Source organism: Microbacterium sp. zg.Y909 (assembly GCF_024626565.1).
In genome coordinates this window covers 1-1,916 of record NZ_JANJFJ010000584.1, presented here as the reverse complement: position 1 = coordinate 1,916, position 1,916 = coordinate 1, and the positions used below count along the sequence as shown (strand labels likewise).

Genomic DNA, 1,916 nt, shown 5'->3' with positions numbered 1-1,916 from the left:
GCTGGCGGTCATCCTCGCCGACGTGCTGGGCGCATCGTGGCCGGCGACGCTGCTGGCGGCCGGCGCCGTCGTGTCGATCTTCTCCGTCACGCTGGTGATCCTCTTCGGCCAGACCCGCATCCTCTACTCGATCGGCCGCGACGGGCTCATCCCGAAGGCGTTCGCGCGGGTGGACCCGCGCACGCGCACACCCGTCTTCTCCACGGTCGTGGTGTCGGCCGCAGTGGCGGTGCTCGCCGGTCTCGTGCCGCTCACGAGCCTGTGGGACCTGGTCTCGATGGGGACTCTGGTCGCCTTCATCGTGGTCTCGGTCGGCGTCATGGTGCTGCGTCGCACCCGGCCCGACCTGCCGCGCGCGTTCCGGGTGCCCGGGTACCCCGTCACGCCGGTGCTCTCGATCGTCGCCTGCCTGTACCTCATCGCCGGCCTCGGGTGGACGACGTACGTCTGGTTCGCCGCGTGGGTGGCGGTCGTGCTGGCGTTCTACCTGCTGTGGAGCAGGCATCACAGCGTGTTGGCCGCGCCCGCTGCCGATACCGACGCGACGCCGCAATCGCAGGACGCTCCGGCCCCCTGAGGGGCGTGACGCGCTAGCGTGGAGAGCTCGCTTCCCACAAGGAGTTCCCCATGGCACGCACCCTGATCATCGGCGGACACGGCAAGGTCGCCCTGCAGCTCGAGCCCCTCCTCGCCGAGCGCGGCGACACCGTGACCGCGGTCATCCGCAATCCCGACCACGAAGCCGACGTCACCGCCACCGGCGCCCAGGCGGTCGTGACCGACGTGACGTCGCTGGACCGCGACCAGCTCACCAACCTCGTCTCCGGCAACGACGTCGTGGTGTGGGCGGCGGGTGCGGGCGGCGGCTCGCCCGAGCGCACCTACGCCGTCGACCGCGATGCCGCGATCGGTGCGATCGACGCCGCCGCGGCGGCCGGAGTGCCCCGCTTCGTGATGGTCTCGTGGATCGGCTCACGCGCCGACCACGGTGTCGCTCCCGACGACGCCTTCTTCGCCTACGCCGACGCGAAGTGGGCCGCCGACGAGCACTTGCAGGCCAGCGGCCTGGACTGGACGATCGTCGCCCCAGGCGCCCTCACCCAGGACCCGCCCACGGGCCGCATCTCCGTCGATCCCGAAGGCGACGGCGCGGTGTCGCGCGCCGACGTCGCCGCGGTCATCGCGGCATCCCTCCTCGAACCGGCCACAGTCGGGCGCACGGTGCGCTTCGGCAACGGCGACGTGCCGATCGCCGACGCGCTGCGGGGACTGTGACCGACCGCGCCGCGGCGCTGCGCTCGCTGGCCGGCGAGCTCGAGCGCCGTCGGCGGGAGGTCGATCTGCGCATCGCGCGGTTCGACCAGGACGACGCGTCGCTGCGCCGCGACCGCGCGGACGGCACCGCCGACGATGAGCATGACCCGGAAGGCTCGACGCTCAGCGGGGAGTGGACGCAGGTGCAGGCGCTGCGCCGGGCCGCGCTGTCGGAGCGGGCCGAGCTCGAGGCCGCGCGCGAGCGCGTGGCGCAGGGCACGTACGGCGTATGCGTGACGTGCGGGTCGGATATCCCGGTGGCGCGGCTGCAGGCCCGGCCGGCCGCAGACCGCTGCGTGGTCTGCGCGGCAGCCGCGCAGGAGTGACGGAGCCCGGGAACCTCGCGGTTCAGCGCCGTTCTCTGGTATCCTGAAGTGTCATTCGTGTGGCCGCCGAATCGGTGGCTGCACGTGGCATCGCACCACACAATCCGCTTCGCCTCTGACCGAGGTTCCGTTCGCCCTGGCGTGCGCGACCCTGTTCGAGGCCCGATACCCCAACCCAACAAGGACAACCCACTACATGACTACCGCAACGACCGCCCCGGCCACCAAGCAGGTCGCGATCAACGACATCGGATCTGCCGAGGACTTCCTGGCCGC

At 71.9% G+C, this 1,916-nt stretch carries 3 protein-coding genes; all 3 read left to right on the top strand.

The window, feature by feature from the left end; translation table 11 throughout:
- Positions 1–577, top strand: a 577-nt coding sequence (locus NQ160_RS23115) for an APC family permease (RefSeq protein ID WP_257517356.1), incomplete at its 5' end; no start/stop codon positions are given.
- A gap of 50 nt (positions 578–627) precedes the next feature.
- Entirely contained in the window at positions 628–1,275 is a 648-nt protein-coding gene (locus NQ160_RS23110; protein WP_257517355.1) for an SDR family oxidoreductase, read from the top strand.
- Positions 1,272–1,640 (top strand): TraR/DksA family transcriptional regulator, encoded by a 369-nt coding sequence (locus NQ160_RS23105; RefSeq protein ID WP_257517354.1) that lies wholly within the window; start codon positions 1,272–1,274, stop codon positions 1,638–1,640. The genes NQ160_RS23110 and NQ160_RS23105 overlap by 4 nt, the downstream gene beginning before the upstream one ends.
- The last annotated feature ends 276 nt before the right edge of the window (positions 1,641–1,916 follow it).